Source organism: Streptomyces sp. NPDC053048 (assembly GCF_044547045.1).
GTDB lineage: Bacteria > Actinomycetota > Actinomycetes > Streptomycetales > Streptomycetaceae > Streptomyces.
Map to the genome: position 1 here is coordinate 1 of NZ_JBITZS010000011.1, position 25573 is coordinate 25573.

At 71.6% G+C, this 25573-nt stretch carries 20 protein-coding genes; 6 read left to right on the forward strand and 14 right to left on the reverse strand.

From position 1 onward, the window contains the following. Window positions 1–262: 262 nt before the first annotated feature. Complete coding sequence (locus ACIG36_RS27705; protein ID WP_399933942.1) at window positions 263–2740, reverse strand: polysaccharide lyase 8 family protein; 2478 nt, start codon at window positions 2738–2740, stop codon at window positions 263–265. Window positions 2741–2913: 173 nt separating this feature from the next. Continuing rightward, entirely contained in the window at window positions 2914–4479 is a 1566-nt protein-coding gene (locus ACIG36_RS27710) for an FAD-dependent monooxygenase (RefSeq protein WP_399933397.1), read from the reverse strand. 92 nt (window positions 4480–4571) lie between these two features. Here ACIG36_RS27710 and ACIG36_RS27715 point away from each other — a divergent pair, with 92 nt between their 5' ends. Continuing rightward, window positions 4572–5204: a TetR/AcrR family transcriptional regulator gene (locus ACIG36_RS27715; RefSeq protein ID WP_399933400.1), complete on the forward strand. Its 633-nt coding sequence runs from the start codon at window positions 4572–4574 to the stop codon at window positions 5202–5204. 25 nt (window positions 5205–5229) lie between these two features. Here ACIG36_RS27715 and cimA read toward each other — a convergent pair whose 3' ends face one another. The 4 genes from cimA to ACIG36_RS27735 form a co-directional block, all read right to left on the reverse strand. Then, window positions 5230–6861 (reverse strand): citramalate synthase, encoded by a 1632-nt coding sequence (gene cimA, locus ACIG36_RS27720; protein ID WP_399933403.1) that lies wholly within the window; start codon window positions 6859–6861, stop codon window positions 5230–5232. Between the two features lie 280 nt (window positions 6862–7141). Further along, window positions 7142–8407, reverse strand: a complete 1266-nt coding sequence (locus ACIG36_RS27725) for an MFS transporter (RefSeq protein WP_399933944.1) — start codon at window positions 8405–8407, stop codon at window positions 7142–7144. 249 nt (window positions 8408–8656) lie between these two features. Beyond that, window positions 8657–9763: a branched-chain amino acid aminotransferase gene (locus ACIG36_RS27730; RefSeq protein WP_399933406.1), complete on the reverse strand. Its 1107-nt coding sequence runs from the start codon at window positions 9761–9763 to the stop codon at window positions 8657–8659. 190 nt (window positions 9764–9953) lie between these two features. After that, on the reverse strand, window positions 9954–11009 hold the full coding sequence (locus ACIG36_RS27735) for a 3-isopropylmalate dehydrogenase (protein WP_399933408.1): 1056 nt from the start codon (window positions 11007–11009) through the stop codon (window positions 9954–9956). Window positions 11010–11137: 128 nt separating this feature from the next. Between ACIG36_RS27735 and ACIG36_RS27740 the strand changes: the two genes are divergently transcribed. Continuing rightward, complete coding sequence (locus ACIG36_RS27740; RefSeq protein WP_399933411.1) at window positions 11138–12760, forward strand: purple acid phosphatase family protein; 1623 nt, start codon at window positions 11138–11140, stop codon at window positions 12758–12760. Between the two features lie 35 nt (window positions 12761–12795). Here ACIG36_RS27740 and ACIG36_RS27745 read toward each other — a convergent pair whose 3' ends face one another. Beyond that, window positions 12796–12939, reverse strand: coding sequence for a hypothetical protein (locus ACIG36_RS27745; protein WP_399933414.1), 144 nt, complete (start codon window positions 12937–12939; stop codon window positions 12796–12798). Between the two features lie 340 nt (window positions 12940–13279). Between ACIG36_RS27745 and ACIG36_RS27750 the strand changes: the two genes are divergently transcribed. Then, a complete protein-coding gene (locus tag ACIG36_RS27750) occupies window positions 13280–13633 on the forward strand; it encodes an SH3 domain-containing protein (protein ID WP_399933415.1) in 354 nt (117 codons plus the stop codon). Window positions 13634–13721: 88 nt separating this feature from the next. Here the strand turns inward: ACIG36_RS27750 and pruA are convergent, their stop codons facing one another. Further along, entirely contained in the window at window positions 13722–15353 is a 1632-nt protein-coding gene (gene pruA / locus ACIG36_RS27755) for an L-glutamate gamma-semialdehyde dehydrogenase (RefSeq protein ID WP_399933418.1), read from the reverse strand. Window positions 15354–15397: 44 nt separating this feature from the next. Further along, window positions 15398–16324 carry a proline dehydrogenase family protein gene (locus ACIG36_RS27760; protein ID WP_399933947.1) on the reverse strand — a complete coding sequence of 309 codons (927 nt, stop codon included), beginning with the start codon at window positions 16322–16324 and terminating at the stop codon, window positions 15398–15400. Between the two features lie 179 nt (window positions 16325–16503). Here ACIG36_RS27760 and ACIG36_RS27765 point away from each other — a divergent pair, with 179 nt between their 5' ends. Then, complete coding sequence (locus tag ACIG36_RS27765; RefSeq protein ID WP_399933950.1) at window positions 16504–17751, forward strand: PucR family transcriptional regulator; 1248 nt, start codon at window positions 16504–16506, stop codon at window positions 17749–17751. A gap of 24 nt (window positions 17752–17775) precedes the next feature. On the opposite strand, the gene ACIG36_RS27770 is transcribed toward ACIG36_RS27765, so the two are convergent. From ACIG36_RS27770 to ACIG36_RS27780, 3 genes are all read right to left on the reverse strand, one after another. Beyond that, window positions 17776–17970, reverse strand: a complete 195-nt coding sequence (locus ACIG36_RS27770) for a ferredoxin (protein ID WP_399933421.1) — start codon at window positions 17968–17970, stop codon at window positions 17776–17778. Window positions 17971–17990: 20 nt separating this feature from the next. Continuing rightward, a complete protein-coding gene (locus ACIG36_RS27775; RefSeq protein WP_399933424.1) occupies window positions 17991–19244 on the reverse strand; it encodes a cytochrome P450 in 1254 nt (417 codons plus the stop codon). A 101-nt stretch (window positions 19245–19345) separates the two neighbouring features. Next, entirely contained in the window at window positions 19346–19954 is a 609-nt protein-coding gene (locus ACIG36_RS27780) for a TetR/AcrR family transcriptional regulator (RefSeq protein ID WP_399933426.1), read from the reverse strand. Between the two features lie 123 nt (window positions 19955–20077). On the opposite strand from ACIG36_RS27780, the gene ACIG36_RS27785 reads away from it, so the two are divergent. Further along, window positions 20078–21637, forward strand: coding sequence for an MFS transporter (locus ACIG36_RS27785; RefSeq protein ID WP_399933428.1), 1560 nt, complete (start codon window positions 20078–20080; stop codon window positions 21635–21637). Window positions 21638–21774: 137 nt separating this feature from the next. Next, on the forward strand, window positions 21775–22584 hold the full coding sequence (locus ACIG36_RS27790; RefSeq protein ID WP_399933430.1) for a hypothetical protein: 810 nt from the start codon (window positions 21775–21777) through the stop codon (window positions 22582–22584). Between the two features lie 78 nt (window positions 22585–22662). Here ACIG36_RS27790 and serA read toward each other — a convergent pair whose 3' ends face one another. Next, window positions 22663–24270, reverse strand: coding sequence for a phosphoglycerate dehydrogenase (serA, locus tag ACIG36_RS27795; protein WP_399933433.1), 1608 nt, complete (start codon window positions 24268–24270; stop codon window positions 22663–22665). A gap of 248 nt (window positions 24271–24518) precedes the next feature. Then, window positions 24519–25520: a ketol-acid reductoisomerase gene (ilvC, locus tag ACIG36_RS27800; RefSeq protein WP_399933436.1), complete on the reverse strand. Its 1002-nt coding sequence runs from the start codon at window positions 25518–25520 to the stop codon at window positions 24519–24521. Window positions 25521–25573 lie beyond the last annotated feature (53 nt).

The window sequence follows — 25573 nt, forward strand, 5'->3', positions numbered from 1 at the left end:
CGCTCACGAGCGGTCAGCTTTCCCTTGGCCTTCTGGGCCTGGGTAGCCCGCTCACTCGGACCACGCCGAACCTGCTCGCGAATGGCATGCAGCTCGGCGACGCGCCCACGGACGTCACTCGCCTCTACGGGCGCACCTTCGAGATTGCTCATGGATAGACGGTACGCGGCGGGGGCCACGGAACATCATGTCGGTTCCGTACAACGTAGTGCGCGATTTCGTGGGCAGGCGGGACAGAAGTGCACTGCACCCTTATCAGTTCTCAGCGTTCGAGCGGTGGTCCCACGCTGTTGGCACCCCACAAATACGGACGGTCCAAGCGGTCATATATATGGCTTGACCAGGTACCTCCATCCGGGGGACGGGGGCGGGACGGGCCGGCACCGGCGGATCGTCGCACCGGCTCCACGCTGCAGCGGTGCGTCGCGCAGGCCGTGCCCGGCGAGACGCTCAGGCGCAGGGCGGGGGTGGTGGCCAGCACCCGCACCGAGGCGTCGTGCGCTGTGACGCGCGCCACAGGGCGGTCCCAAGTGACCTCGAAGGGGACACCGGTGCGTGGGGGCTCGGCGAGGTGGAGGGTGGCCGAGCGGCCGTGGTGGCGCAGGAGCACGGAGGCGGGGGCGGTGACGGTGAGGCGGCCGGCCGTGCCGGGGCGCCAGAAGTTGGCGGCGGTCAGGCCGAGCGAGGGGATGCGGACGGCCTGGCGGTCGCGGGTATTGGCGAGGACGGTGAGCCAGCCGGGGTCGGCGGCGCGGGCGGCCAGGGCGCGCGGGGTGGCGCCGGGCATCAGCAGGTAGGCGTACGACGCGTCGTCGGGGTCCGGGCCGTGGGGGTGCCACAGGGTGAGGTAGCGGCGGGTGACGGGGGCGGGCGAGCCGCCGGCGTTGATGTCCCGCCAGGATCCGGTGCGGGTCTCCCGCAGGGCCTCGAGCTCGGCGCCGCCGGGGAAGACGTAGCCGCCGTGCCCGGCCAGGTGGGCCCAGTGGGCGCTCTCCCAGTACCGGGACCAGCCCTCGCCGGCCGGCTGCGGCTCGCCGTCGACGGTGAGGGCGGCCGTGCCGTGGGCGCCCAGATTGCGGTTGTCGACGATCGTCTCGGTCTCGGCGCCGTCCCGTGCGGTGATCCCGGCGCCGAGGCAGACGATCGCGTCCGCCGCGCAGAACCACGACTTGTGGGCCTCGAGCGTGGAGCCGAGGCCCTTCAGGTGCTGCCCGATCGCCGCGTACTCACCGTCGGTCGTCCCGCCCACCCAGCGCACGGCCGGTCTCGGGGCGCCCCAGCCGCCGCCCTCGTTGTCGGCGAGGGGGACGGACGAGACCGTGGTGCCGGGGAGCCGGTAGGGGTCGACGGTGGGCCAGAAGCCGTCGCCGTACTGGTCGCCGCCGTGGCGGGCGCCCCACCAGTAGAGCATTCCGGCGCCGGTGTGCCAGCCGCGCGGGTTCTCGCCGTTGCCGTTCTCGTAGTGGGTGATCCGGTCGGAGGCCATCGCGATGTTCGCGGCCCAGCCGGGGCGCCGGTGCACGGCCCGGTCCATGGCGGCGAACATCCGGTGGCCCACGGGTTCGGGCGCGGCCGGTACGGGGTCGGCGTCGACGGCGGCGAGGCGGGCGAGGTCGGCGACGCCGAGGCGGGGGTCGGTGCGGACCGGGCTGGTGGTGTCCCGGGCGATCCAGCCCTTGATGACGGCGTGCCAGCGCTCCCGCTCCGCCGGGCTCGCGCCCGCGGCGAGCAGGGCGATGGCGGCGATCAGCGCGTGGCCGCGCTGGTGGTCGCCCTGCGGCGGCTGCCCCGGCGCGTCGGCGGTCTGCACGCCCCGGCTGATGGCGCGCCCGGAGACGCTGTCCATCACCAGGCCGTTGTGGATCAGCGGCGCGAAGGCCCGTTCGACGCTGTCGTGGATGATCTGCCGGCGCGGGTCGGTGACATCCCAGCTGGAGCCGCGCAGCAGGGCGAAGAGCCGGGCGAGGCCGTCGAGCAGCACACAGCCGTAGGTGCCGGTGTAGGCGACGGTCGTGTGCTGGAGGAAGGAGCCGTCGGCGTGCAGGCCGTCACCGGCGATGACGTGAGGGAGGACGGGCGAGAGGGCGTCACGGGCGAGGGCGGCCTTGGCGGGGGCCGCGCCGAGGACGCCGCGCAGGGCGACGACCCGGCACAGGTCGACGCGGTTGGCGCCCGTGCTGGTGCCGGTGTAGGCACCGAGCGCGGAGTCGGGGACGAAGTGGTCGACGGCGGCGAGACAGCGGGCCAGCCGGGCCTCGCCGGCGGCGTCGTACAGGAGGGTGAGGATGTCGAGGAGGAGCCGGGGGCTGCCGATCTGCCACTCCCACCAGTTGCCGTAGCGGGTGGTGCCGGGGTGGTAGACGCGCTCGTGGAGGTGGTCGAGCCCGGCGAGGACGTCGGCGGCGAGACCGGCGTCGCCGGTGAGGCCGGTGCCGGGCTGGGCGTGGGCCTGGGCCATGGTGAACAGGCGGGCGTAGCTCCGGGTGATGCCGGCGGGCGGATCGAAGGGGGCGTCGGGCCACAGGGAGGCGGGGGCGGGCCGCATGCCGGCGCGGTGCGCGCGGGCCAGTTCGCCGGTACGGCGCAGGGCGGCGGCATACGGCTCGGCGGTGTGGTCGAACCCGGCCCCGAGCACGAGGCCGCGCCAGCGCTGCCGCAGGAGCGCGAACTCCCCGTCCACGTCATCGCCCGCCCCGCCGCCCGCACGGGCGGCGGGCACGCTCAGGCCGAACGTGCTCATGACGGAGGCGGCGAGAAAGCCACGACGGGTCCAGGCGGGGGTGGACAACGACACGGCGCACACGGTGGCACGGGGCTGACGGGGTGGCAATGACCCCTGACGGGGAGATCCGGCCGATTCTCTTCCGGAGGCGGGGGCTTCCCCCCTCCCCCGCCCCCTACCCCCGTCCCGCGTCAGCGCCCGAGGCTCCGCAGACGGGCCATCACCTCTGCGCCGCCCACCGCGCCATCGTCCCCGCCCCCGGCCTCGCTCGCGCTCGTGCTCAGCGCGATGTGGTTGTCGGGGCGTATGAGAACGAGCGCGTCGTCCTTGAGCCCGTATGCGTGCCTGACGTGGCCCTCGTGGTCGTCGACGTGGAACGTGCGCAGCAGGTCCGCGTGCTGCTCCCCCGCCTCCGCCAGGACGCGCGCGCTGTCGGTGCCCAGGCCGAGCAGGGTGAAGTGCGGGCCTGCGAAGACGTCGAAGAGTCGGGTGGTCTCGCCGGTGGCGGCATTGCGGCAGGGTGCGTCGGGTGCTCGTTCGCCCGCCTTCGGGCCGCCCCACGCCAGGTCGCCCCAGGCGTAGCCGACCCCGAGCGTGGTGATGTCGTCCGTCATGACCGCCTCCGTGCCGACACCCGGCTCCCGTACGCCCTCGACGACCGCGCGCAGCCGCTCGTTCGTGAGCTTCAGCGTCCACGCCGCGACCGGCAGCCGTTCCTGCTCGTAGGTGTCCAGCAGGCCGGGCCCGGCGAGGCCGCGGACCACGAGCGCCAGTTTCCAGCCCAGGTTGAAGGCGTCCTGGATGCCGGTGTTCATGCCCAGCCCGCCGGCTATCGAGTGGACGTGCGCCGCGTCGCCGGCGAGGAAGACCCGGCCGACCCGGAAGCGGTCCGCCATGCGGACGTTGATGCGGTAGGTGGAGAACCAGGTGGGGTCGGACAGCTGTATCCCCGGTATGCGGGCGCACCGGTCGAACAGCCGCTGGAAGCTCTCGAGCGACGGCGGCACGGGCCGTCCGTCGGCGTCGCGCTCGGGCGCGGCCTGCAACTGCCAGTGCGCATCGTCCCTGAAGGGGCACAGCATGAGCGCTGCGTCCTCGTCGAACCACTGGTGCCAGTAGGCGGGGTCGAGTCCGTCGGCGCGGACGTCGCCGATCACCATGCACTCCTCCGCGTCGGTCCGCCCCTCGAAGGCCACGCCCAGCGCCTTGCGCACCGGGCTGTGCCCGCCGTCGCACCCCACGAGGTAGCCGGCCGATACGCGCCGCCCGTCTGCGAGCGTGGCGACGACGCCGTCCGCGTCCTGGGTGAACCCCGTGAGCTCGCAGCCGAGTTCGACCTCGACCCCGTACTCGGCGAGGCGGTCGCGCAGGATCTGTTCGGTGCGCCACTGAGGGATGAGCAGCCCGCTGGCGTAGGGGGAGTCCGGCGTGGGGGCCCGGTCGGCGAAGGTGACGGTGTCCGCGATCGCCACCCCGTCGCGGTACTTGCGCAGGGTGATGTGCTCGATGCCCGAGTCCGCGGCCCGCTCCCCCACCCCCAGGTCGTGGAAGAGCTCGCGGCTGCGCTGGTTGAGCCCCTTGCCCCGGGAAGCCCGGTGGAACCGCGGGGACTTGTCGATGATCCGCACGGCCGCCCCGGTCCGGGCGAGCGTGCAGGCGAGGGTGAGTCCGGTGGGCCCCGCGCCCACGATCAGCACGTCGGTCGAAGTCGCATCGGTCGAAGTCACGTCGGTCGGAGTCACGTCGGTCGAAGTCATGTGTCCATGAAAGACCCGCCACCCCGAAAATGCAACCGAGTAACAAATGATTCCGAGTAACGCCACCCTCCCGAGTGATCTAAAGTGGCCCCGTGAGCGAGGACGAACCAGGACTGCGGGAACGCAAGAAGCAGCGCACGCGCCAGGCGCTGTCCGACACCGCCATCGAGCTGTTCCTCAAGCGCGGCTTCGACCAGGTGTCGGTCGCCGACGTCGCGGCCGCCGTAGAGGTGTCCAAGCCGACGCTGTTCCGCTACTTCCCGGCCAAGGAGGACCTGGCCCTGCACCGCATCGCGGACCACCAGGGCGAGGCCGCGCGCGTCGTCAGCGGCAGGCCGGCCGGCCAGTCGCCGCTGGACGCGCTCCGCGCGCACTTCCACGAGCGCCTCGACGCCCACGACCCCGTCACCGGCCTCACCGACAACGCCACCGTCAGGGCGTTCAACGACATGCTCTACACCACGCCCAGCCTGCTGGCCCGCCTCGTGCGCTACGCCGACCGGGACGAGGAGATGCTGGCCGGGGCCCTGGAGCCGGCCGGTGGCGACGCACTGACGGCACGGCTCGCGGCCGCGCAGATCATCACGGTCCACCACCGTCTCGCCCGCGAGAACTGGCGGAAGCTGGCCTCGGGCCGGACCGCCGCCGACGCCCTGCCCGAGGCCCACGCCGATGCCGACCGCGCCTACGACCTGCTCGGCGCGGGGCTGGGGAACCGGCTCTGAGACACCGGCCGTGTTCCGGCCCCCATCACTCCTGCGGTTCGACCCCCGCCCGTCGCAGCCCGTAGGCGTAGGCGTCGTCCAGTGCCTGCCACGACGCCGCGATGACGTTCTCCGCGACGCCCACCGTCGACCACTCGCCGCGCTCGTCGCTCGTGGAGACCAGCACCCGGGTGATCGACCCGGTGCCCAGGCTGCCCTCGAGGATGCGGACCTTGTAGTCCGTCAGCTTCAGCGCGGCCAGCTGGGGGTAGATCCGTTCGAGCGCCACGCGCAGCGCCCGGTCGAGGGCGTTGACCGGACCGTTGCCCTCCGCGGTGGCGACGATGCGCTCGCCCTTCGCCCACAGCTTCACCGTCGCCTCGTTGGCGTGCGTGCCGTCGGGCCGGTCCTCGACGATCGCGCGCCAGGACTCCACGCGGTAGTAGCGGCGGGCCCTGCCCTCGACCTCCTCGCGGAGGAGCAGCTCGAAGGAGGCGTCGGCGGCCTCGTAGGTGTAGCCCGCCAGCTCGCGTTCCTTGACCCGCTCGACGACGCGGCCGATCAGCTCGCGGTCCCCGCCGAGGTCGATGCCGAGCTCCTTGCCCTTGAGTTCGACGGAGGCCCGGCCGGCCATGTCGGAGACGAGCATCCGCATGGTGTTGCCGACCCGCTCGGGGTCGATGTGCTGGTAGAGGTCCGGGTCGACCTTGATCGCGGAGGCGTGCAGGCCGGCCTTGTGGGCGAAGGCCGAGAGCCCCACGTACGGCTGATGGGTGGCGGGCGTGAGGTTGACGACCTCGGCGATGGCATGCGAGATGCGGGTCATCTCGGCCAGCTTGCCCGGGGGCAGCACCCGGCGGTCGTACTTGATCTCGAGTGCGGCCACCACGGGGAAGAGGTTGGAGTTGCCGACGCGCTCGCCGTAGCCGTTGGCGGTGCACTGCACGTGGGTGGCGCCGGCGTCCACTGCGGCCAGGGTGTTGGCGACGGCGCAGCCGGTGTCGTCCTGGGCGTGGATGCCCAGGCGGGCGCCGGTGTCGGCGAGCACGGTGCGTACGACGGCCTCGACCTGGGCGGGGAGCATGCCGCCGTTGGTGTCGCACAGGACGACGACATCGGCGCCGGCCTCGTGGGCGGTGCGCACGACCTCGGTGGCGTAGCCGGGGTTGGCGCGGTAGCCGTCGAAGAAGTGCTCGCAGTCGACGAAGACGCGGCGGCCCCGTGCGCGCAGGTGGGCGACGGTGTCGCGCACCATCGCCAGGTTCTCCTCGAGCGTGGTGCGCAGGGCCAGCTCGACGTGCCGGTCGTGGGACTTGGCCACGATCGTGACCACGGGCGCCCCGGACTCGAGGAGGGCGGCCACCTGCCGGTCGTCCTCGGCGCGTACGCCCGCCTTGCGGGTGGCGCCGAAGGCGACGAGCTGGGCGTGCCGGAAGTCGATCTCCTCGCGGGCCCGCTGGAAGAACTCGGTGTCGCGGGGGTTGGCGCCCGGCCAGCCGCCCTCGATGAAGCCGACGCCGAAGTCGTCCAGGTGGCGGGCGATGGTCAGCTTGTCCGCGACGGTGAGGTTGATGCCCTCGCGCTGCGCGCCGTCGCGCAGGGTGGTGTCGAAGACGTGGAAACCGTCGTCGAGGCCGGAGTGGGGGCCGGGGCGGGGGCCGTCGGTTGCGTCCGTCATTGCTGCTCTGACTCCTGTGAGGATGTCGGTCTACCGGAATGACCGGTTCCACCGTCCCCCTATGATCCCTCGCTCCGCGTCCTCGGCGTCGTGGGCCGAAAACGCAAAAACCTCTCGCGGGTGCGAGAGGTCTGCGCGCGGGTCTGGGACGACGGTGTCCGCTTCGCACGGGGTGGTACGAGGCGGTCACTGCGGACCGGCGCGCCTGCTGCCAATAATCATGGCGAACGGGAGCATGGCGGCATCCTGGCACAGGTCCGGTCCATGGTGCGGACGAGTCTCAGGATGCGGGCACCGTGTCCGTCGCGGGACGGCCCTCGGGAGCGCCGCCCACCCGCTTGAGGTCGATGTCACGCGTCTCGCGCATCGTGAGGTAGACGATCAGCGAGACCGCCGCGCATCCCGCCACGTACCAGTAGAAGCCGGACTCCAGGCCGCCCTTCTTGAACCACAGGGCCACGTACTCAGCCGTCCCGCCGAACAGGGCGTTGGCGATCGCGTACGGCAGGGCCACGCCCAGCGACCGTACGCCCGTCGGGAACAGCTCCGCCTTCACGCACGCGTTGATCGAGGTGTAGCCGGTGATGACGACCAGCGCCAGCAGCGACAGCCCCAGGGCCGGCCAGAACGATCCCGCCTGCCGCAGCAGCGTCATGATCGGCACGGTCAGGAAGGTCGATCCCACGGCGAAGGTGATCAGCAGCGGCCGGCGGCCGATCCGGTCCGAGAGCGCCCCCGCCAGCGGCTGCAGGCAGGCGAAGACGATCAGCGCGCAGAAGCTGACGAGCGTCGCCGTCTGCTTGGGCAGGCCCGCGCTGTTGGAGAGGTACTTGGTCAGGTAGGTGGTGTACGTGTAGTACGCGACCGTGCCGCCCATGGTCAGCGCGATCACCAGGAGCGCCTCGCGCTTGTGCCGCAGCAGCGCCCGGATCGTCCCCCGCTCCGCCGCACCGGCGTCGCTCTCCTCGTACGCCTCCGTCTCGAGCATGTTGCGCCGCAGATAGAAGACGACGGCCGCGCCCAGCGCGCCCACGATGAAGGGGATGCGCCAGCCCCAGCTGTGCAGTTCGCCGCTGGTGAGCGTGCGCTGCAGGATGATCTGGAGGCCGAGGCCGAGGATCTGGCCCGCGGTCATCGACACGTACTGGAAGCTCGAGGCGAAGCCGCGGCGCCCCGGCGCGGAGGCCTCGGTGAGGTAGGTGGCGCTGGCCGCGTACTCGCCGCCCACCGACAGGCCCTGCAGCAGCCGCGCGACGAGCAGGACGGCCGCGCCGCCGTAACCCGCGACCTCGTAGGTCGGGGCCACGGCGATCAGCACCGCCGAGGCGGACATCAGGGTGACGGTCAGGGTGAGCGCCGCCTTGCGGCCGCGCCGGTCACCCACACGGCCCAGCAGCCAGCCGCCGAGGGGCCGCATGAAGAAGCCGACGGCGAAGAGGCCGGCGGTGTTCATGAGCTTCGCGGTGTCGTCCCCCGAGGGGAAGAAGGCGCCCGCGAAGTACGTGGCGAAGCTGGCGTAGACGAACCAGTCGAACCACTCGACCATGTTGCCGGCCGAGCCGACCCAGATCTTCTTCCAGTGCCCTGCCCGCTCGTGCGGATCGCTCGGCTCGTGCGGCTCGTGTGCCTGTTGCTGTCCCATGGCCGATCACGGTGGCGGAAGCCGCGGGTTTCGGACAAGGGTCCGGGCAGCAACGATCACGTGGACTTGCGTGCGTTGCGTTCACCGTTCACCGGTGAAGCGCTTCCACGGCGGGCGCACGGGCGCACGCAAGTCCACGTCATGCGGCGCGGACTAGCCCAGCGGGTGCATCCAGCCGTGCGCGTCCTCGGCGGCACCGGTCTGGATGTCCAGCAGCGCCTTGCGCAGCTCGAGGGTCACCGCGCCGGGCTGCCCGTCGGCCTGCGTCCACTCGGCGCCCGCGGACTTCACCGAGCCGACCGGGGTGATCACCGCGGCGGTGCCGCAGGCGAAGACCTCGGTGAGGGTGCCGTTCTCGGTGTCGCGCTTCCACTGCTCGGTGGAGATGCGGCCCTCCTCGGACTCGTAGCCGAGGTCCTTGGCGAGCTTGAGCAGCGAGTCACGGGTAACACCGGCCAGCAGCGAGCCGGTGAGCTCGGGGGTGACGATCCTGGGCTTCCCGCCGTTCTCGGCCCCGTACACGAAGTACAGGTTCATGCCGCCCATTTCCTCGACCCACTTGTGCTCGAGGGCGTCCAGCCAGACGACCTGGTCGCAGCCCTTGTCGGCCGCCTCGGCCTGGGCGAGCAGGGAGGCCGCGTAGTTGCCGCCGGTCTTGGCGTAGCCCATGCCGCCGGGGACGGCGCGCACGTAGTTCTCGGAGAGCCAGACGGAGACGGGCTTGACGCCGCCGGAGAAGTACGCGCCCGCCGGGGAGGCGATCACGATGAAGAGGTACTCGTTCGCCGGGCGCACGCCGAGACCGACCTCGGTGGCGATCATGAACGGGCGCAGGTAGAGGGACTCCTCGCCGCCGTGCGGGGGAACCCAGGCCTCGTCCTGGCGGACGAGCACGTCGCACGCCTCGATGAACAGCTCGACCGGCAGCTCCGGCATCGCCAGCCGGCGCGCCGACGACTGGAAGCGCCGGGCGTTGGCCTCGGGCCGGAAGGTGGCGACCGAGCCGTCGGGGCGGCGGTAGGCCTTGAGACCCTCGAAGATCTCCTGGGCGTAGTGGAGCGTCATGTTCGCCGGGTCGATCGACAGCGGCGCGTACGGGACGAGCTCGGCGTCGTGCCAGCCGCGGCCCTCGGTCCACTTGATGGTCACCATGTGATCGGTGAAGTGGCGGCCGAAGCCGGGGCCGGCCAGGATCTTCTCCCGCTCCGCGGCGGGCAGCGGGTGCGAGGAGGGCTTGAGCTCGATCGTGGGCGTCGTCATGAATGCGTGTCCTTCACCTTGGTGTGTGGCGGACCGCGCTCATTCCGTCCAGGTCTGTACGAGGACGTCCGAGCTTCGCCTCATATCGCGGCCCCACGTTCGATTATCGCTCGTGAAGGGCCTGCCGGAAAACGTGTGCGCGGCCAGGAATCGATGGTGACATCCGGCCGCGCGGTGGTCCGGCGGCCGGTCAGTTCGTTACGGAGGCGGCGAGTACGCGTGCCACGAGCGCGTCCCCGATCTGTTCCGTGGTGCGGAACGAGCCATCCCGGGCGGTGACGTCCTCGGCGACGGCCGTCTCGACGCGGGCCGCCTCGTCCTCGTGCCCGAGGTGGCGCAGCAGGAGCGCGACGGAGAGGATCGTGGCGGTGGGGTCGGCTTTTCCGGTGCCGGCGATGTCGGGTGCGGAGCCGTGGACGGGCTCGAACATCGAGGGGAACGTGCCGTCGGGGTTGATGTTGCCGGAGGCGGCCAGTCCGATGCCGCCGGTGACGGCGGCGGCGAGGTCGGTGAGGATGTCGCCGAAGAGGTTGTCGGTGACGATCACGTCGAAGCGGCCGGGGTCGGTGACGAAGAAGATCGTCGCGGCGTCGACGTGCAGGTAGTCCGTGGTGACCTCGGGGTATTCCTGGCCGACCCGGTCGAAGGTGTTCTTCCACAGGTGACCGGCGTGCACGAGGACGTTGTTCTTGTGGACCAGGGTGAGCTTCTTGCGGGGGCGGGCCTGGGCGCGTTCGTAGGCGTCGCGGACCACGCGCTCGACGCCGTAGGCGGTGTTGACGCTGACCTCGGTGGCGATCTCGGCGGGGGTGCCGGTGCGCAGCGAGCCGCCGTTGCCGGTGTAGGGGCCCTCGGTGCCCTCGCGGACGACGACGAAGTCGATGTCCGGGCGCCCGGCGAGCGGGGTGGCCGTGTTCGGGAAGAGCTTGGAGGGGCGCAGGTTGACGTAGTGGTCGAAGGCGAACCGCAGCTTGAGCAGCAGGCCCCGCTCGAGCACCCCGGACGGCACGGACGGATCCCCGATCGCGCCCAGCAGGATCGCATCGTGCTGCTTGAGGGAGTCCAGCTCGATGCCGGTGAGGGTTTCACCGGTGGCGTGCCAGCGGCGGGCACCGAGGTCGTACTCCCGGGTCTCCAGCTTGACGTCCGAAGGGAGCGCGGCCGTCAGGACCTTGAGGCCTTGGGCCACGACCTCGGGGCCGATACCGTCACCGGGGATCACTGCGAGGCGAATGCTGCGAGACATAACCCGGACCGTACTCCTCGTCCCGATGGATGACACGCACCGTCCATATTGCGGACGTGTGGGGTCCGGACAGCCCCCGTTCGGGCGAAGTATGTGTCCCCGCCGCGCTGTGCTGGCACCTTCCCGGCATGGACACTCCGCGGGTGGGAATCCCCGACCGGCTGGCGAGCCGGATGACGATGGCCGAACAGCACGAGTACCTGCGCGCGCTCCTTACCCGGCGCGCGAGCCGGCGCGGCACCCTGCGCGCGGGCGCGGCCGCGGCGGGCGCCGTCGCGGGCACCGGGACATTGGGCGGCGGTACGGCCGCGTACGCCCGGGGGCGGACGAAGGGGCCCGGCACGCCCGACCTGGTGACCTCGCCCGCCACGGCGAGGGTCGACGGCTCGCTCGTGGCGCCGTTCGGCCGGCACCTGGCCCTGGGCGCGGACCCGCGCACACAGATGCGCGTCTCCTGGCAGGTGCCGTTCGCGGTCCGGCGCCCGTTCGTGCGGGTGGGCCTCAAGCCGTGGGAGCTGAGCGAGCGGATCCACGCCGAGGAGCGCGCCCTGCACACCCCGGCCCTGACGAAGAGGCTCCCGGCCGTCGACCAGGTCTATCTGCACGCGGCACTGGACAACCTGCGCCCCGGCACCACCTACTACTACGGCGTCGGGCACGAGGGCTTCGACCCGGCCGATGCCCGCCGGCTCGCCACGATCGGCACCTTCGCCACGGCGCCCGAGCGGCCCGAGCCGTTCGTCTTCACCGCCTTCGGCGACCAGGGCGTGAGCTACCACGCCCTGGCCAACGACCAGCTGATCCTGGGTCAGGACCCGGCGTTCCATCTGCACGCGGGCGACCTGTGCTACGCCGACGACAGCGGCGCGGGCAAGGCGACGGACGTCTACGACGCCCGGGTGTGGGACCAGTTCCTGGCCCAGACCGAGTCGGTGGCCGCGCGGGTGCCGTGGATGGTGACCACGGGCAACCACGACATGGAGGCCTGGTACTCCCCCAACGGCTACGGCGGCCAGAGCGCCCGCTGGGCGCTGCCCGGAAACGGCTTCGACCCGCGCCGCTCGCCGGGCGCGTACTCCTTCGTCTACGGCAATGTGGCCGTCGTGGCGCTGGACGCCAATGACGTCTCGTACGAGATCGGCGCCAACACCGGTTACAGCCGCGGGCGGCAGACGGCCTGGCTGGACCGGCGGCTGCGGGAGCTGCGCGGGCGGCCGGAGGTCGACTTCGTGGTGGTCTTCTTCCACCACTGCGCGTTCTCCACCACGCGCGGCCACGCCTCGGACGGCGGGGTGCGGGCGGCCTGGCTGCCGCTGTTCGAGAAGCACCGGGTGGACCTCGTCATCAACGGCCACAACCACGTCTACGAGCGCACCGACGCCATGCGGGGCACCCGGGTCGGCAAGGAGGTGCCCATCGGCGAGAGCGTGGACCCCACGCGCGACGGCATCGTGTACGTCACCGCCGGCGGCGCCGGGAAGTCGCTGTACGACTTCCCGGCGACCGACAGCTACGAGGGCCATGTGAAGGACCTGGACAGCGTGCCGAGCTACTTCTGGGCCAAGGGCCGGGCGAAGAGCCCCGAGCGGGTGGAGTGGTCGCGGGTGCGCTACACGGGCTATTCGTTCCTCGCCGTCGAGGCGGAGCCGGGGCGCCGCCCCCGGCTGCGGGTGACGGCGCTGGCGCAGAGCGGCGCGCGGATCGACCACTTCACGGTGGTCCGCCCTGGACGACGGGCCGATGACGGCTGAACGTACGTACGGTCGGTGACGGGAGAACGTACGGCTCAGTGACCGGTGACGCCACCGTTGTCGCGGCGGTCGAGGGCACGCTGGAGCGCGGCGGCGGCGTTCATCCGGTCGGCCTTGCGCTCGGCGCTGTCGGTCGTACGGGCGGCACGGCGGATCCTGCGGGCGGTGGTTTCGGCCATGACAGTCACGTCTCCTGTGGATGCGGATCCCTGGAAGGCGGTCGGACAGCCGGGGAAGGGGCGGGGGCCTCGGGTGCCGCAGGGATCACCTGCGCTCGTCGCACCGGGCCGCGACCGCGTCGCTCGATGGAGCGGTACGTTCGGCTGCTTCCACGCTAGGACAGCCGGGCCGCGGATGTCTGCACCATTACTCGGACTTCCTACTATCTGAGACACGCCACCACCCGCATGCCGTGACAGGGACGTGACAAACCTGCCACGGGACCGTCTCCCGGCGGCTCCTAAGGTGATCACCGCGGCAATCGCCGCGACGCATGAACCACCCACCGGAGGAACACCCGTGCGACGCATATCCCTCGCACTCAGCGCCGTGCTCATCGGCGGCACCGCCGCGCTGGCCGCCGCCCCGGCCCAGGCCGCCACGCCCGCCGCCGCGCACCGCGTGACGGCCGCCAAGGCCTGCAACGCGGACAACGCGGCCATCTACACCGACGGCACCCGGCTGCGCACCAAGGCCGGCAAGACCAGCGCCGTCAAGGGCCAGCTCTACTTCGGCGACCCGATCCGGATCCTGAGCAAGAAGGGTTCCTGGGACTACGTCGAGCTCAAGGCCAAGAGCCGCGGCGGCCTGCCCAAGGGCGCCCGCGGCTACGTCGCCCACGCCAACATCATCCCGCCGTTCTGCGGCATGTAGGACGGCACCGCGCGGAGAACGACCCCGCCCCCGGTCGGCCGGCGGGCCGATCGGGGGCGGGGTGCGGCGGGGTTCACCCGAGGGCGGGTCAGCCCATGTGCGGGTAGGAGTAGTCGGTCGGCGGGACCAGGGTCTCCTTGATCGACCGGGTCGACACCCAGCGCTGCAGGTTGCTCGCGGCACCGGCCTTGTCGTTGGTGCCGGAGGCGCGGCCGCCGCCGAAGGGCTGCTGGCCGACGACGGCGCCGGTCGACTTGTCGTTGATGTAGAAGTTGCCCGCGGCGAAGCGGAGCTTCTCCATCGCGTCGGCGGCCGCGTAACGGTCACCGGCGATGACCGAGCCGGTCAGGGCGTACGCCGAGACGGACTCCATCTGCTCGAGCATCGCGTCGAAGTCGGCGTCCTCGTAGACGTGGACGGCCAGGATCGGGCCGAAGTACTCGGTCGTGAAGACCTCGTTCTCCGGGTCGGTGCACTCGATGACGGTCGGGCGGACGAAGTAGCCCACCGAGTCGTCGTACGTGCCGCCCGCGACGATCGTGCAGGTCGGGTCGGCCTTGGCGCGGTCGATGGCCGCCTTGTTCTTGGCGAACGCGCGGTCGTCGATGACGGCACCGATGAAGTGCGACAGGTCGGTGACGTCACCCATGGTGATGCCGTCGACCTCGGCCGCGAACTCCTCCTTGAAGCCGTTCTCCCAGATGGAGCGGGGGACGTAGGCGCGGGAGGAGGCCGAGCACTTCTGGCCCTGGAACTCGAAGGAGCCACGGGTCAGGGCGGTCTTGAGGACCGCCGGGTCGGCGCTGGGGTGGGCCACGACGAAGTCCTTGCCGCCGGTCTCGCCGACCAGGCGCGGGTAGGACTTGTACTTCTCGATGTTGTTGCCGACCGTCTTCCACAGGTACTGGAAGGTCTTGGTCGAGCCGGTGAAGTGGATGCCGGCCAGCTCGGGGTGGTTCAGGGCCACCTCGGAGACGGCGATGCCGTCGCCGGTCACCAGGTTGATGACGCCCTTGGGCAGGCCCGCCTCCTCCAGCAGCTGCATCAGCAGCACCGCGGAGTGGGTCTGGGTCGGGGACGGCTTCCAGACGACCACGTTGCCCATCAGGGCGGGGGCGGTCGGCAGGTTGCCGGCGATGGCGGTGAAGTTGAACGGCGTGATCGCGTAGACGAAGCCCTCGAGCGGGCGGTGGTCGCTGCGGTTCCACACGCCGGCGGAGTTGGCGACCGGCTGCTCGGCGAGGATCTGGCGCGCGAAGTGCACGTTGAAGCGCCAGAAGTCGACGAGCTCGCAGGGCGTGTCGATCTCGGCCTGCTGGGCGGTCTTGGACTGGCCGAGCATGGTGGAGGCGGCCAGCGTCTCGCGCCAGGGGCCGGCCAGCAGCTCGGCGGCGCGCAGGATGATCGCGGCACGGTCGTCGAAGGACATCGCGCGCCAGGCCGGGGCGGCGGCGAGCGCGGCGTCGATCGCGTCCTGCGCGTCCTGCTGCGTGGCGTTGTTGAACGTGCCGAGGACGGCCGAGTGGTTGTGCGGCTGGACGACCTTGAACGGCTCGCCGCCGCCCATCCGCTTCTCGCCGCCGATGGTCATCGGCAGGTCGATCGGGTTGGCCGCGAGCTCCTTGAGCTTGGCCTCGAGGCGGGCGCGCTCGGCGGAGCCGGGGGCGTAGCTGTGCACCGGCTCGTTGACCGGCGCGGGGACCTGGGTCACTGCGTCCATGGGGTTCCGTGTCTCCTTCGGGGCTCTTGACGGGGTCGGGGGGCTCAGCCCTTGGTGAGGATCGAGCGGGCGAAGAACAGCAGGTTGGCGGGCTTCTCGGCCAGGCGGCGCATGAAGTAGCCGTACCAGTCGGTTCCGTACGCCGTGTACACGCGCATCCGGTGGCCCTCGGCCGCCAGGCGGACGTGCTCGTCGCTGCGGATGCCGTAGAGCATCTGGAACTCGTACTCGTCCGGCTTGCGTCCCGCCTGCCGGGCCAGCTCCTGTGTGATGGCGATCAGACGCGGGTCGTGCGATCCGATCATCGGGTATCCCGAGCCCGCCATGAGGATCTTGATGATGCGGACGAACGCCTTGTCGATCTCCGCCTTGTCCTGGTATGCGACGGAGGCGGGCTCCTTGTACGCACCCTTCACGATACGCACCCGGCTGCCGGCCGCGGCGAGGCGGCGGGCGTCCTCCTCGGTGCGGAAGAGGTAGGCCTGGATGACGCACCCGGTGCGCGGGAAGTCCTTCCGCAGCTCCTCGTGGATGGCGAACATCGAGTCGAGGGTGGTGTGGTCCTCGGCGTCCAGGGTGACGGTGGTGCCGATGGCGTCGGCGGCCTCGACGACGGGGCGGACGTTGGCGAGGGCCAGCTCGTGGCCGCCCTCCAGGGCCTGGCCGAACATGGACAGCTTGACCGACATCTCGGCCCGCTCCCCCAGCTCGAGCTCCTTGAGCCGGTCGATCAGCTCCAGGTAGGCGTCGCGCGCCGCGTGGGCCTGCTCGACGGTGGTGATGTCCTCGCCCACCACGTCCAGGGTGACCTCGAGCCCCTTGCCGGTGGCGTCGCGCACGATCGGGACGACCTGGTCGACGGTCTCGCCGGCGATGAAGCGGTCGACGACCTGCTTGGTGCCCGGGGCGGCCGAGACGAATCGGCGCATCTTGTCGCTGCGCGACGCAGCGAGAATCACAGGGCCGAGCACGGGCACCTCCACGATGACGGCCGCCCCCACCTGGGGAGACGGCATAACTAACTCATCGTGAAACGTAGGGTTCACGCCACTTCGCGGCCATCGACAGCTGTCACGCATCGGTGGCCGGGATCTCAGACAGATGTATGACAATGATGACCGACGAATGGGAAGAAGGGAGCACGACGCGGATGCGTGGCGAGTACCAGCAGCTGGTGGACGAGATCTCGGCGGCCCTCAGTGCTCCCGCGACCCTGGAGGACCGGGACTTCGGGCTGATCGCGTTCGGTGTGCACGGCGGAGACGACGACCTCGAGATGATGATGGACCCGGTGCGCACCCGGTCGATCCTGCAGCGCCGGTCGACGGCGGCGGTGCGCGCGTGGTTCGAGGCGTTCGGCATCGCGCGGGCCCAGGCGCCGCTGCGGATCCCGCCGGACCCGGCGGCGGGCGTGTTCAAGGGCCGCATCTGCCTGCCGGTGCGGCACCGGGGCATCGTGCATGGCTATGTCTGGCTGCTGGACGACGGGCATCTGGCGGAGCTCGACCTGAAAGTGCCCTTCGCCGATCCCCGGCTGGCCCAGGCCATGGAGACCGCGGCCCGCATCGGCGCGCTGCTGGCGGCGGAGGCGCGCGCCGGGGCGGAGCTGGGCGAGCTGCTGCGGGACCTGCTCACCGCCCGTCCGGCCGGCCGGGAGGCGGCGCGCGGCGCCCTGCGCGACGGCCTGGGCAGTGCGGCGGACGGCCCGCTGGCGGTGGTGGCCGTCGCCCCCTGGCGCCCGGCGGCGGAGGGTGACGGGGACGACCAGCAGGGCCCGGACGGCACGGGCTCGGCGCTGGCCGCGCAGTCGGGGGTGGCGGCGATGTGCGCGGTGCCGGACGCGCTCCCGGACGGCGGGGCGGCGCTGGCCGCCCTGATCCGGCTGCGGGCCGTCTCCTCCCCCGCCCCGGCCCAGGCGGCCGCCGACCGGCTGCTGCGCTCGCCCCGCGCCGGGCACCCCGATGACGCGCCGGGCCTCGCGGCGGCCGGCATCGGCACGCCCCGGCGGGGCCTGGCGGAGCTGCCGGACGCGTGGGCCGAGGCCCTGGCCGCCGCGCGGGCGGCGGTGGCGGACCGGCGGCTGGGTCCGGTGGCCGCGTGGGAGGCGATCGGGCCGTACCGGGTGCTGACGGGCCTGCCGGCCGGGCGCGCGGCGGACCCGGCCGTGCTGCCGCTGCTGGAGCACGCGCACACGGAGCTGGCCCGCACGGCGGAGGTCTACCTCGACTGCGCGGGCCAGGCGGGCCGCACGGCGGCGGCCCTGGGCATCCACCGGCAGACCCTCTACTACCGGCTGGGCCGGGTGGAGCAGCTCACCGGCCTGGACCTGGACGACGGCGAGGACCGGCTGCTGCTCCACATGGCGCTCAAGGCCTCCCGGCTGCACCCCCGGCCGTAGGCTTCTCCGGCGAGCCGGGGCCGGTCAGCCGTCGCCGAGTGTGATGGCCTGCACGGGACAGCCGCGTGCCGCCTCCTTGACGAGCGGGTCGCCGGCGCCGTCCTCGCTGCCGGGCCGGACGGTGCCGAAGCCGTCGTCGTCCTGGTCGAAGACCGAGGGTGCGGTCAAAGCGCACATGCCGGATCCGATGCAGGTGTCGGTGTCGATGGTGACGTGCATGATCGTGCTCCGTTCTTCGGTCACCAGGTGACCGGGAGGGCGTAGAGACCTTGCAGGCTGCTGCCGGGCTTGAGGAGTCCTCCGGGCCCGACGGCCACCTCGTCGGGTGAGACGGCCAGGCGCAGCGTGGGGATGCGGGCGAAGAGTGTGGTGAGGGCGATCTCCAATTCCGCGCGGGCCAGGTTCTGGCCCAGGCACTGGTGGACTCCGTAGCCGAAGGCCACATGGTGGCGGGCGACGCGCCGTACGTCGAGGGTGTCGGGGTGGTCGTAGGCGGCGGAGTCCCGGTTGATGACGGAGGTGGGCAGCAGGACGCCGTCGCCGGCCCGGATGGTGTGGCCGGCCACGTCGATGTCCTCGGTGGCCACGCGCACCATTCCGTCGGCGATGGACAAAAAGCGCAGCAGCTCCTCGACGGCGCCCGGCACCAGGGCGGGTTCGGCGCGCAACGCGGCGAGCTGGTCGGGGTGTTCGAGGAGGGTGTAGGTGCCGAGGGAGATCATGTTGGCGGTGGTCTCATGGCCGGCGACGAGCAGGATCATGGCCATCATGACGAGTTCGTCGCGGTCGACGAGGCCTTCGGCGAGTCGTTCGGTGATGAGCTCGTCGAGCAGGCCGTCCTCGCAGGTGTTCTCCCCGCGCTGTTTGGCGTCGACGAGCTCGTCGAGGTAGTCCCGCAGTGCCTCGCGCGCCGCACGCGCCTCGTCGGCGGTGTCGGAGGTCAGCAGCTCGCGGGAGCGGGCCTCGAAGAACTCGTGGTCGGCGTAGGGGATGCCGAGCATGCGGCAGATGACCGTCGACGGTACGGGCAGGGCGAACGCGGAGACGAGGTCGATCCCGCCCGCCCGTTCGTCCTCCCGCTCGAGCATGGCGTCGATGAGCTCGTCCACGACGGCCTGCATCGCCGGTCGCATGGCGGCCACCCGCTTGAGGCCGAACCGCGGGATGAGCATGCGGCGTTGCCGCGCGTGCTCGGGGTCGTCGACGCCCAGCAGCGGTACGTCGACGGTGGCCTGGTCCTCGACGCGGGCCAGGAGTACGGGGAAGGAAGGATTCTTCCGGTCGGCGGAGAGCCGGGGGTCGGCCAGCAGGGCGCGGGCCTCGGCGTGCCCGGTGACGGCCCACACCTCGCGGCCGTCGTAGAGCGTCATGCGCCCCACGGGCCCGCGGCCGGCCAGCTCGGGGTACTGGGCGGGCGGGTGGTAGGGGCAGGTGCGGTCCTGTGGAAAGACGGGGGCGGACGGGGCGGTGGAGTGGGAGTGGGTCACGGCCATGTGGACCTCCCGGCGGTCGGACTAGTGTCCTTGGGCAACCAGTACAGCGAATTCATCCCGCTTGCGTCCAGTACGCCCCGTCAACCATCCGCGGCGCAACGCTATTTCGCCGAGGGCGCGGGCGCGGGCGCCAGCACCGTCCCGTCGACGACGCGGCGCAGCCCGGCGACGACCTCGGCGCCGCTGGGCACGAGCGCGGGGTCGATGAGCCACTGCACCCACAGGCCGATGAAGAGCGAGTAGTAGACGGAGCCGGAGGTCCGCGACGCCTCCTCCGGGACGTCGGTGTCCGCGACGCCCTCGAACATGGCGACCAGGCCCTCCCGGCCGGCGGGCATGGCCTGGGCGAACCGCTCCTTGAGCTCGGGGTGTCTGTCCAACTGCCCCATCACCTCCAGCTGCGCCTGCCAGAACGGCCGGTTCTCCGAGAAGCCCTCGACGACGGCGTCGAGGACGGCGGCGATGCGCTCGTCCCGCGGGGCGCCGGGGCGGATCCCGGTGGCGAGCGAGCGCTCCACCTCCTGCCCCCAGTCCTCGGTCAGCTGCAGGAACGCCTCCATCATCAGCGCGTTCTTCGAGCCGTAGTGGTAGCCGATCGAGGCGAGGTTGGCGCCGGAGGCCGCGACGATGTCGCGGGCGGTGGTGCCGACCCAGCCCTTCTCCAGCAGGCAGCGCCTGGCGCCCTCGAGCAGATCTTCGCGATGTCCCATGCGTGGCACCCTAACGCGCTGCCATACGCCCGTTCCAGACAAACGTCCCATACAAACGTCTCAAACGGTCGTCCTATACAAGCGTTCTAGACAGCCGTTTAATACATCCGTATATTCCTCGCCATGACGAACTCCAGCGCACCCCTCGCCGGGCGCAGGGAGTGGACGGCCTTCGTCGTCCTCCTGCTGCCCCTCCTCCTCGTCTCGATGGACGTGTCCGTGCTCTTCTACGCGGTCCCCGCCATCAGCGAGTCGCTCGGCGCCACCGGCACGCAGCAGCTGTGGATCTTCGACGTCTACGCCTTCGCCCTCGCCGGACTGCTCATCACGATGGGCTCGCTCGGCGACCGCATCGGCCGCCGCAGGCTGCTGCTCCTGGGTGCCGCCGCGTTCGGCCTGGCGTCGGTGGCGGCCGCCTACGCCCAGAGCGCCGAGATGCTGATCGCCGCCCGCGCGGTCCTGGGCATCGGTGGCGCGACGCTGATGCCGTCGACCATGGCACTGGTGCGCAACCTGTTCCGGGACGACAAGGAGCGCAGCAAGGCGATCGGCATCTGGTCGGGTGCCATGGCGGGCGGCATCGCGCTCGGCTCGGTGGTGGGCGGCGTGCTGCTGGAGCACTTCTGGTGGGGCTCGGTGTTCCTGATCAACGTTCCGGCGATGGTGCTGCTGCTGGTCCTTGTGCCCGTGCTGGTACCGGAGTTCAAGGACCCGCGGCCCGGCCGGTTCGATCTGCTGAGCGTGCCGCTGTCGATGGGCGCCGTGCTTCCGGTGATCTACGGCCTGAAGCAGATCGCGGCCGACGGGTTCAGCCGGCCCATGGGCCTGTGCGTCGCGGCGGGCGCGGCCGTCGGCTGCCTCTTCGTCCGCCGGCAGCGCACCGTCCCGCACGCGATGATCAGCCGCGAGCTGTTCCGCCACCGCGCCTTCGGCACCGGCGTCGGCCTCAACGCGCTCGCCGCCGTCGGCATGATGGGCTCGGCCTTCTTCACCACCCAGTACCTGCAGAGCGTGCTCGGCAAGAGCCCGATGGAGGCCGCGCTGTGGGGGCTCGTCCCCTCGCTCGCGGTGGCGGCGGTCGCCCCGTTCGCCACCGCCGCCGCCCAGAAGGCGGACAAGGCCCGCGTCATCGCCTGCGGTTTCCTCGTCGCCGCGGCCGGCTACGGCGTGCTGACCCTGTCCGGCACCGGCTCGCTGGTCACGGTCCTGGCGGGCAGTGCCCTCATCGCCTGCGGCATCGTCTCCGTCATGGCCCCGGCCTCGGACATGGCGCTGGCCACCGCCCCGCCGGAGAAGGCCGGTTCGGCCGCCTCGCTGCTGGAGACAGGCCAGGAGTTCGGCGGCGCCATGGGCATGGCGGTCTTCGGCTCGATCGGCACCGCCGTCTACCGGCGCGACGTCGAGGAGTCGATGCCCGCGGGCCTGCCGGGGGACGTCGTGGCCGCGGTGCGCGAAACGCTGGGCGGCGCGGCAGGAGCGGCGACCCGGCTGCCCGACGCGACGGGCGGAAGCGTCCTGGCGGCGGCCCGCGAGGCGTTCACCCACGGCATGACGGTCGCGGCCGTAGGCGGCGCGGCCCTCCTGATCCTCGGCGCCGCACTGTCCCTGGCAGCGGGCCGCGGCATGCGGAACCACTCCACCACCGAGGAGCCGACCACCCCGCAACTCGCCACCCGGCCCTGACGACGCCGAGTTCACCGGCGAGGGCCCGTGTGGGCAACGCGGGCGACCGTCGGCCCGGTACGGCCCAGCCGAAAAACCGGATGATCGGTCGGATACGGTCGGTGACACCAACCGATTCGACAAGGACGGAACAGGCCGTGAAAGCGATCCGGAAGTGCGTCTTGGCGGCCGTGGGCGCCACCCTCGTCCTCGGCCTCACGGGCTGCAGTAGTGCGGACGAAGAGGGGACGCACACGCCCCGCGCCGCACTCAAGGCCGCGGCCCTCAAAACGACGCAGCAGAACTCCTACCGGACCGGACAGACCGTCGACGGCACCCGCACCGAGCTGGCCTTCCAGCGGAAGCCCAAGCTCGTCGAGAAGAAGGTGTGGCACAAGGCCGGTTCGGGCAGGACGGGCCTCTATGCCCACACCGTCGGCGACGCGAACGCCGAGTACCTCAAGAAGGCCGGCGACAGCACATGGCTGAAGTCCGGCAACCTGCCGGGCGTCGCCAGGCCGCCCGCCGACCCGGAGGTCGAGAAGCGGTCCGAGGGCTACCTGCCCAACATGATCGGATCGCTCGCCACGGCCAAGGACCTCGAGAAGGTCGGCGAGGAGACCGTGAACGGACGCGCCACGACCCACTACCGGGGCACAGTCGTGCCGTTGGAGATGGAGGACTACAAGGGCGACGTCATGAACGACGCCGTGCGCGACCACTTCGCGAGCGCCCGCAAGCGGGCCCACCACGTGAAGGCCGAGGTCGACCTGTGGATCGGCGAGGACGACCTCGTCGTCAAGGCCCAGGAGGTGGCCACGACGTCCAACGGCGAGAGCCGCACGGTGGAGGAGTACTCCGGTTACGGGGCGGACCCGGGCATCACCATCCCCCGGGGCGAGGACGTCGTCGCGCCGGACCGGTCCCCGCAGGACGAGGCCGGCCGGGACGAGCAGCCCTCGCGATAGCGAGCCCATCGCACGACCGGGCCCGGCGTGCCCCCTTCCGGGAAGGGGCGCCGGGCCCGTACACGGCCAACCCGGACGTCAGTCCGTCAGGTTCACCGCACGCGCCGACGTCGCGCCGATCGCCTCCGCGATCTCGGCGAGGACGGGTGCCGGGACGGATTCGTCGACGGTGAGGGCGACCAGGGCCTCGCCGCCCTCCGTGGCGCGGGAGACCTGCATGCCGGCGATGTTGATGCCGGCCTCGCCGAGGATGCGGCCGAGGGTGCCGACGACGCCGGGGCGGTCGGCGTAGCGCAGGAACGCCATATGGTCGGCGAGGGTGAGGTCCACGTCGTGGTCGCCGACCGCGACGATCTTCTGGAGGTTCTTGGGACCGGCCAGGGTGCCGGAGATGGCGACCTCCCCGCCGCCGGCGAGGGTGCCGCGGACGGTGACGACGTTGCGGTGGTCCGGGGACTCCGAGCCGGTCGTCAGGCGGACCTCGACGCCGCGTTCCTGGGCGAAGAGGGGGGCGTTGACGTAGGAGACGGTCTCGTCGACGACGTCCTCGAAGACGCCCTTGAGCGCGGAGAGTTCGAGGACCTTCACGTCGTGCTGGGTGAGCTCGCCGTAGACCTCGACGTCGAGGCGGACGGCCACCTCGCCCGCCAGCGCGGTGAAGATCCGGCCCAGCTTCTCGGCCAGGGGCAGCGCGGGCTTGACGTCCTCGGCGATCACACCGCCCTGGACGTTGACGGCGTCCGGGACCAGCTCGCCGGCCAGCGCCAGCCGCACCGACTTGGCGACGGCGATGCCGGCCTTCTCCTGGGCCTCGCCGGTGGAGGCGCCCAGGTGCGGGGTGGCCACCACGTTGTCGAACTCGAAGAGCGGGGAGTCCGTGCACGGCTCGGAGGCGTAGACGTCCAGGCCCGCGCCCGCGACGCGGCCCTCCTTGAGCGCGGTGGCCAGGGCGGCCTCGTCCACGATGCCGCCGCGGGCGGCGTTGACGATGCGCACGGACGGCTTGACCTTGTGCAGGGCCTCGTCGCCGATCAGGCCGAGGGTCTCGGGGGTCTTGGGCAGGTGGACGGTGATGAAGTCCGCCGCCTCCAGCAGCTCGTCGAGGGTGAGGAGCTTGACGCCCATCTGCGCGGCGCGCGCGGGCTGGACATAGGGGTCGTAGGCGACGACCTTCATGCCGAACGCGGACATGCGCTGGGCGACCAGCACGCCGATGCGGCCCAGGCCCACCACGCCGAGGGTCTTCTCCGACAGCTCCACGCCGGTGTACTTCGAGCGCTTCCACTCGCCGTTCTTCAGCGCCGCGTTGGCCTGGGGGATGTTGCGGGCGGTGGCGATCAGCAGGCCGCAGGCGAGCTCGGCGGCGGTGACGATGTTGGAGGTGGGGGCGTTGACGACCATCACGCCGGCCTTGGTGGCGGCGGAGACGTCGACGTTGTCCAGGCCCACCCCGGCGCGGGCGACGACCCGCAGCTTCTTCGCCGCCGCGATCGCCTCGGCGTCGACCTTGGTCGCGGAGCGCACGAGGATCGCGTCGACGCCGACGATCGCGGACAGCAGCGCGGCGCGGTCGGCGCCGTTGCAGTGCCGGATCTCGAAGTCGGGGCCCAGAGCGTCGACGGTGGCGGGCGACAGCTCTTCGGCGATGAGTACGACGGGTTTACGGGACGAGGCAGCAGTGCTCACGGGGAGTCCTCACTAATCCTTCGCGGACGGCCGATCCCGACGGCCGAAGGCGGTGAAGGGGCAGCCGCGTGGAAGACGCACGACGCTGTGAGCCTGACGCGTTGTGCTCCGCAGTGTATCGGTGGACGCGGCCGTGGCCTGTGCCGATGCGGAAACGTCACCCGTGGGCGCGTGGACACGGTGGACAAAGGAGCGGCGGCGCCGGCCGGAGCCGGTGCCACGGCCGGTGCCGCCGCTCCCCCGGTGTCCTACTCCTTGTCGTCCACCCAGCTCATCAGCTTGCGCAGCTTCTTGCCGGTGGTCTCCAGGAGGTGGTCCTCGTCGGCCTTCTTGTACTCGTTGTACTTCGGCAGGCCGTCCTGGTACTCCTTCATCCAGTTGTTGGCGAAGGTGCCGTCCTGGATCTCGCCCAGGACCTTCTTCATCTCGGCCTTGGTGGCGTCGGTGACGATGCGGGGGCCGGTGACGTAGTCGCCCCACTCGGCGGTCTCGGAGACCGACCAGCGCATCTTCTCCAGGCCGCCCTCGTACATCAGGTCGACGATCAGCTTCAGCTCGTGGAGGCACTCGAAGTAGGCGATCTCCGGCTGGTAGCCCGCCTCGACCAGGGTCTCGAAGCCGGCCTTGACCAGGGCGGAGGCGCCGCCGCACAGCACGGCCTGCTCGCCGAAGAGGTCGGTCTCGGTCTCCTCGGTGAAGGTGGTCTTGATGACGCCGGCCCGGGTGCCGCCGATCGCCTTGGCGTACGAGAGGGCCAGCGCGAAGGCGTTGCCCGAGGCGTCCTGCTCGACGGCCGCGATGCACGGGACGCCGCGGCCCTCCTCGTACTGGCGGCGGACCAGGTGGCCCGGACCCTTGGGGGCGACCATGCAGACGTCCACGCCGGCCGGGGGCTTGATGAAGCCGAAGCGGATGTTGAAGCCGTGGCCGAAGAAGAGGGCGTCGCCGTCCTTGAGGTGGTCCTTGACGGACTCCTCGTAGACCTTGGCCTGGATCGGGTCCGGGACCAGGATCATGATGACGTCGGCCTCGGCCGCGGCCTCGGCGGGCGTGACCACGCGCAGGCCCTGCTCCTCGGCCTTCTGCTTCGACTTGGAGCCCTCGTGCAGGCCCACGCGGACGTCGACGCCCGAGTCGCGCAGCGACAGCGCGTGGGCGTGGCCCTGGCTGCCGTAGCCGAGGACCGCGACCTTGCGGCCCTGGATGATGGACAGGTCGGCGTCGTTGTCGTAGAAGAGCTCGGCAGCCACGTGGGGTATCTCCTTGTTTCCGGTGTGTCCGGTGCTACGGCCCAACCGTATGA